Below are 6,000 nucleotides of genomic sequence, written 5' to 3'. Positions count from 1 at the left end.
AATCCTGATATTGTTTCTTTAAGCGGCACAAAAGTGCGTGAGATGCTGGCAAACGGCCAACGTCCGCCTTCTGAATTTTCACGCCCGCTGGTAGCCGATATTTTAATTGAATGGGCAACTAAAAAAGCAGCTGCTTCTGCTTAATTGTTTTCTGTATAAATTAAAAAAGCTGTTCCTTCCGGAACAGCTTTTTTGTTAGTTATAAATTAAAGCAGAAACCAATATTCAATAATTCAATTTTATTTACCCTGACTTTACCCTTCAAAACTGCTGTAGAAATACGGAGTTTTGGCTTCAAACTCTGCGCTGCAGGTATCAACCATTTTATAAATACGGGTTATGCCGAGCGCCTTACGTTTCTCATACACCTCTTCATCCGTGCAGCGGTCAATTAAAATACGGGCAATTTGCTCGTCACTGAAACCATTATGCTTGGCTTCTCTTAAAAGATCTTCCGGCAGGTTTTCCAGCGTATGCTGTGCAATCAGCTTTTCAATTCTTACAATTTCCTGTATCTGGTAAATAAACCAGCGGTCTATGCGGGTGGCCTGCACAATTGTTTTAATGGTTACGCCCTGCATTAGTGCATCTTTTATGCGGAAAATACGGTCCCACTTCGGCGTTTTGATGTATTCGATCAGCTCATCGCTTTTCATCATGCTCTTTCCATAATAACCTAAACCAACAGCTTCATTCTCCAGGCTCTGGCAGGCTTTCTGAATGGCTTCTGTAAAGCTCCTGCCGATGGCCATTACCTCGCCAACACTTTTCATTTGCAGGCCCAGCGTATCATCGGCGCCTTTGAATTTATCAAAATTCCAGCGTGGCACTTTTACAATTACATAATCCAGTGCCGGTTCAAAATAGGCTGAAGTTGTTTTGGTGATCTGATTCTTGAGTTCATCCAATGTAAAACCAATAGCCAGTTTCGCTGCAATTTTTGCAATTGGATAACCTGTTGCCTTACTTGCTAAAGCCGAAGACCGGCTTACACGCGGGTTAATCTCAACCGAAATAATATCTTCTGTTTCAGGATCAATAGCAAACTGCACATTACAGCCACCCGCAAAATTGCCGAGGCTGCGCATCATTTTGATGGCCTGGTTACGCATTTCCTGGAAAGCAGAATCACTTAATGTCATGGCCGGAGCAACGGTGATGGAGTCGCCGGTATGAACGCCCATAGGATCTACGTTTTCAACCGTGCAGATAATAACCACATTATCATTTCTATCGCGCAGCAATTCCAGTTCAAACTCTTTCCAGCCAAGTACCGCTTTTTCAACCAGCACCTCATGAATGGGCGACGCCTGCAAACCGCGCTGCAGGGCTTCATCCAGTTCGCCTTTATCGTGCACAAAACCGCCGCCAGTGCCGCCAAGGGTGAATGAAGGGCGGATTACCAGCGGGAAACCAATTTCCTGGGCGAATTCTTTTCCTTCCAGGAAACTGTTCGCCACCCTGCTGGGCGCCACTTTAATATCTATATCAAGCATTAACTGCCTGAACTTTTCGCGGTCTTCGGCCACTTTTATAGCGTCTATATCAACACCGATGAGGCGTACATTATATTTTTCCCAAATACCCAGTTCATCTGTTTCAATGCAGAGGTTCAATGCTGTTTGCCCGCCCATGGTTGGTAATACAGCATCTATCTCGTTCTCCTGTAAAATCTGCTCAATGCTTTCAGGCGTTAGGGGCAAAAGATAAACCTTGTCGGCCATCATTGGGTCGGTCATAATAGTGGCGGGATTGCTGTTGATAAGCGTAACCCTGATGCCTTCTTCACGCAGGCTGCGGGCTGCCTGCGAGCCGCTGTAATCAAATTCGCAGGCCTGGCCAATAATGATAGGTCCTGAACCAATAATTAAAACCGATTGAATGGAATTGTCTTTAGGCATAGAAATATAAATTGCGCAAATGTAACCTGCTGAAATTTATTTTGGGCAACCTTAAGTTTTTTATGTGAATTTTTTAGGGAGAACTTTTGAAACGGTTTCCTTATAAAGATGGGAACCTGCTTATATATATAAATATTATCTTTCGCAAAATAGTATCATCATTAAATTTATTCTATGCCGGATTATGAAGTAATAAATAATGAGCAGCAGCAACAGTTTGAAGTGCATGCTGAAGGTGAAGTGGCCATTTTAGTGTATCGTTTTTATAAACATGATATTGCATTGATGCACACAGAAGTGCCGCCTAAGCTTGAAGGCAAAGGCATTGCGTCGGTATTGGCAAAACATGCTTTGGAGTGGGCAAAGGCGCATAAGAAAAAAGTAATGGTGTATTGCCCCTTTGTAGCCTCCTATTTAAAACGCCATCCTGAATACAATGAGGTAGTTGATAAAAGCTTTAGTTAGCCCGGTTAGCATATCAGCTAAACAATGAACCTGCAAAACCTGCATTGCCTGGTTTTTTGCCTAAATGTTCATATGCTTTATGGGTTACTTCCCTTCCACGCGGCGTGCGTTGCAAAAAACCTTCCTGTATTAAAAAAGGTTCGTAAACTTCTTCAATGGTTCCCGGTTCTTCACCAACGGCGGTTGCAATGGTTGTAATACCAACAGGGCCGCCCTTGAATTTTTCGATGATGGCTGATAAAATACGGTTATCCATTTCATCTAATCCATGTTCATCCACATTCAGCGCTTTTAATGCATGTTGGGTAATGCCAATATCGATAATACCATCATTCAATACCTGGGCAAAATCCCTTACACGGCGCAGCAAGCCATTGGCAATTCTTGGCGTGCCGCGGCTGCGGCCTGCAATTTCACTGGCGGCATCTGTTGAAATGGAGGTATTTAATATAGAAGCACTGCGCTCAATAATCCTCTTCAGGGTTTCAGCATTATAATATTCAAGCCTCGATTTAATGCCAAACCTTGACAGCAGCGGCGCTGTTAGCAAACCGCTTCGCGTGGTTGCACCAATCAATGTAAAGGGATTGAGATTAAGCTGTATGCTTCTTGCATTTGGTCCGCTGTCAATCATAATATCAATCCGGAAATCTTCCATTGCCGCATACAAATATTCTTCCACAACGGTGCTTAAACGATGTATCTCATCAATAAACAAAACATCATTCGGCTCAAGGTTCGTTAATAAACCCGCAAGATCGCCGGGCTTTTCAATTACAGGGCCGCTGGTTTCCTTGATGTTTACGCCAAGCTCATTCGCTACAATCCTGCTCAGCGTTGTTTTGCCCAAACCCGGCGGGCCATGAAATAAAACATGATCCAGCGCTTCGCCGCGGATTTTCGCCGCTTTAATAAATATGATAAGATTTTCTATCAGTTGCTGCTGCCCTGCAAACTCAACAATCTGTTTAGGCCGAATGTTGTTTTCAAACTCTTTTTCGTCAACACTCAACTGCGATTTCTCATTATGTAAATTAGGATTCGCCATGTTAGTTAATCAAAATAATATCGCCAATAATTTTCTCAAAGTTATCGTTCTTACAGCAGCGCAGGATCAGCCATCAATCATTTTATATAAAACAGCACGCTGTTTATTGATGAAATAGAATGAGACCGCCTACTGAATATGCATTGAGCTTCGTTGCGTCGCACACTGCAGCCGCCTATCATTATTCAGCCAATGCCTGCCGCCCTGCAGTCTCCGGGCTTTTCTTAATATCAACCCGGATTCCTTTTAAAGCTGCAAAACAAAAAATTCTGTTTCGTATTAAACGGTGTTATATGATCTTCTGTTATGCATTTTAATTTATCAAATCCATCTTGCAATTGTGCAGTTAAAGATTGTTCATCATACTGTTTTATTTCCAGCCCGCTGCATTTCAAAGGGCCAGTTGTTGAGAACGTACCAAGCATCATAAATCCCCTTACACATCTTCGTGCAATATCCAGATATTTTGATACCTGTGCTGCCTCTGTAAGAAAATGAAACGCAGCGCGGTCATGCCAAACATCATAAATAGTGGTTGGTTCAAATTCAGTCACTTCGCACACTATCCATTTCACTTTTTCAGCTCTGTTGCCCAAACGTTGTTTTGCTTTTTCAAGCGCTTTGGAAGAAATATCAAGCACCGTAATATTTTCATATCCTTCATCAAGCAGGAAATCCGCCAGCCGGCTGTCGCCGCCGCCAACATCAATTATCTGCGCATCTTTTCTTAATGAAAATGAATGAATAAAATCAAGGGAAGTTTTTGGCACATCCTGCGTCCAGCTTACTTCATCAGAATTTTTGGTTTCGTAAATTGATTCCCAGTGTTTTTTATTAGTAATATTCCCCATAGTTGAATTTTATAGGAACTTATGCATTCTGCGAAGCCTCCGGGCTTTAAAAACACAAACATATTACCGCCCGTAGAAACTTGAGGCACTTACATTTGCGTAAACAGTCTAAATTAATTACAAAGTACAAACTTCACTTCAGGAAACTGCGTATGCATATTCACTTCATACAACACATGCCATTTGAACATCCCGCTTCCATTGCAGACCGGGCGGCAGCAAAAAATTATACCACCTCTTATACAAAAGTTTTTGAAGCCGCTACTTTCCCTTCATTAGGTTCTTTTAATATGCTCGTAATTATGGGCGGCACTATGGGTGTATATGAAGAAGATAAATATAGCTGGATGGCTGCTGAAAAAGATTTCATCAAACAATCTATCAACGCCGGAAAAAAAGTACTGGGCATTTGCCTTGGTGCGCAATTTATAGCGGAGGCTTTAGGCGCAGGCGTATTCCCGCATACAACAAAAGAAATCGGCTGGTTGCCGGTTGAAAAAGTTGCGCTGCATCCGCTTACTGATGGACTGCCCCAAACATTCACCACTTTTCACTGGCATGGAGATACATTCACCCTTCCACCAAACGCAATTCATCTTTTTAAAACAAAAGGTTGTGCGCAACAGGGTTTTGTATATAATAATCATGTGGCAGGTTTGCAATTTCATATGGAAGTAAAAGAAGATTTGCTGGATGGCATGACAGCGCATGAACGGGCAGAGCTGGCAAAAGATGAGTATGTGCAAACGAAAGAAGAATTAAAAATATTAACGCAGCGGCATATAAGTTTACAAAAAGGTTACATGTATAAATTGTTAGACACTTTTGTTGACCTGCATTGATACTATGGCTGCCCGCATAGCTTTTGTACCGTTCATGGCAGCTTTATAGCAATTGATGCAGCTTGTGTTTTATGCAATACATTCAAATAATAATGTTTGCTTAAAACATAATAATGAAAAAATTATTTGCAATTTGTATGGCAGCCTTATTCTTCGCATCGTGTGAAAAAGATGTGGTACGGGGCACGGGCAGCATAATTACAGAAGAAAGAAGCACCGGAAATTTCAATGCAATAAGCACGTTTGGAAGTGCAAAGATATATGTGTCTTATGCCCCTGAAATTACAGTGAAAGTAAAAGGTTACCAGAACCTTGTTTCCAATTATAAAACAGATGTAAGTGGCAATACACTTAACCTGCGTTACCGCGATAATCTTAATGTAAGGAACGATAATATTGAAGTGTATATAACCATGCCGGGCTTTAATGCGCTAACCTCAAATGGTTCTTCGCCAATAAAAGCCACCGGCAGTTATAATAATACGGAAAGCCTTGCCATTTCAACATCCGGCAATGCTGATATAAGTATTGATGAAATGAATGTGAACAACTATACTATTCAGTCAAGCGGCAACAGCGATATTGCAACGTTGGGCGTTACATCAAAATCGGCCAAAGTGGAATTATCAGGCAATGGAACAATAACACTTTCCGTTCAGGATAAACTTGACGTGCATATTTCAGGTAATGGGAAAGTGTCTTATAAAGGAGAGCCGGGTGAGATTACAACCGATATCAGTGGCAGCGGCACAGTGGTTAAATTATAACAAAATATCATTTGTAAAAAAGCCTCAATCAAGGATTTGATTGAGGCTTTTTATTTACAGGAAAAGTGAATAAATTATTGCGGGTTTTATTTAAATAAATTTTGCTGCCATTACAGCATTTCCTAC

At 41.5% G+C, this 6,000-nt stretch carries 7 protein-coding genes; 4 read left to right on the top strand and 3 right to left on the bottom strand.

Annotated features, from left to right (window positions below):
• Window positions 1–9: 9 nt before the first annotated feature.
• A complete protein-coding gene (locus ACTHN6_RS15735; protein ID WP_440436728.1) occupies window positions 10–144 on the top strand; it encodes a hypothetical protein in 135 nt (44 codons plus the stop codon).
• A 110-nt stretch (window positions 145–254) separates the two neighbouring features.
• On the opposite strand, the gene carB is transcribed toward ACTHN6_RS15735, so the two are convergent.
• The gene (gene carB / locus ACTHN6_RS15730; RefSeq protein ID WP_440436726.1) at window positions 255–1,901 is read right to left on the bottom strand and encodes a carbamoyl-phosphate synthase large subunit; all 1,647 of its coding nucleotides are present in this window, start codon (window positions 1,899–1,901) and stop codon (window positions 255–257) included.
• A gap of 174 nt (window positions 1,902–2,075) precedes the next feature.
• On the opposite strand from carB, the gene ACTHN6_RS15725 reads away from it, so the two are divergent.
• Window positions 2,076–2,366: a GNAT family N-acetyltransferase gene (locus ACTHN6_RS15725; RefSeq protein ID WP_440436725.1), complete on the top strand. Its 291-nt coding sequence runs from the start codon at window positions 2,076–2,078 to the stop codon at window positions 2,364–2,366.
• A gap of 13 nt (window positions 2,367–2,379) precedes the next feature.
• Here ACTHN6_RS15725 and ruvB read toward each other — a convergent pair whose 3' ends face one another.
• Window positions 2,380–3,414, bottom strand: coding sequence for a Holliday junction branch migration DNA helicase RuvB (gene ruvB / locus ACTHN6_RS15720; protein WP_440436724.1), 1,035 nt, complete (start codon window positions 3,412–3,414; stop codon window positions 2,380–2,382).
• 230 nt (window positions 3,415–3,644) lie between these two features.
• Window positions 3,645–4,265 carry a class I SAM-dependent methyltransferase gene (locus tag ACTHN6_RS15715; RefSeq protein ID WP_440436723.1) on the bottom strand — a complete coding sequence of 207 codons (621 nt, stop codon included), beginning with the start codon at window positions 4,263–4,265 and terminating at the stop codon, window positions 3,645–3,647.
• Between the two features lie 176 nt (window positions 4,266–4,441).
• Between ACTHN6_RS15715 and ACTHN6_RS15710 the strand changes: the two genes are divergently transcribed.
• Window positions 4,442–5,107, top strand: a complete 666-nt coding sequence (locus ACTHN6_RS15710) for a type 1 glutamine amidotransferase (protein ID WP_440436722.1) — start codon at window positions 4,442–4,444, stop codon at window positions 5,105–5,107.
• A 113-nt stretch (window positions 5,108–5,220) separates the two neighbouring features.
• Window positions 5,221–5,874: a GIN domain-containing protein gene (locus ACTHN6_RS15705; RefSeq protein ID WP_440436721.1), complete on the top strand. Its 654-nt coding sequence runs from the start codon at window positions 5,221–5,223 to the stop codon at window positions 5,872–5,874.
• Window positions 5,875–6,000: the final 126 nt, after the last annotated feature.

The sequence above is a fragment of the Parafilimonas sp. genome (genome assembly GCF_051953455.1).
GTDB lineage: Bacteria > Bacteroidota > Bacteroidia > Chitinophagales > Chitinophagaceae > Parafilimonas.
This window is presented reverse-complemented; position numbering and strand designations above follow the sequence as displayed.

Coding starts and splice junctions, on each gene's coding strand:
- carB (WP_440436726.1), bottom strand. CDS start 1,901: ATGCCTAAAGACAATTCCATTCAATCGGTTTTAATTATTGGTTCAGGA.
- ACTHN6_RS15725 (WP_440436725.1), top strand. CDS start 2,076: ATGCCGGATTATGAAGTAATAAATAATGAGCAGCAGCAACAGTTTGAA.
- ruvB (WP_440436724.1), bottom strand. CDS start 3,414: ATGGCGAATCCTAATTTACATAATGAGAAATCGCAGTTGAGTGTTGAC.
- ACTHN6_RS15715 (WP_440436723.1), bottom strand. CDS start 4,265: ATGGGGAATATTACTAATAAAAAACACTGGGAATCAATTTACGAAACC.
- ACTHN6_RS15710 (WP_440436722.1), top strand. CDS start 4,442: ATGCCATTTGAACATCCCGCTTCCATTGCAGACCGGGCGGCAGCAAAA.
- ACTHN6_RS15705 (WP_440436721.1), top strand. CDS start 5,221: ATGAAAAAATTATTTGCAATTTGTATGGCAGCCTTATTCTTCGCATCG.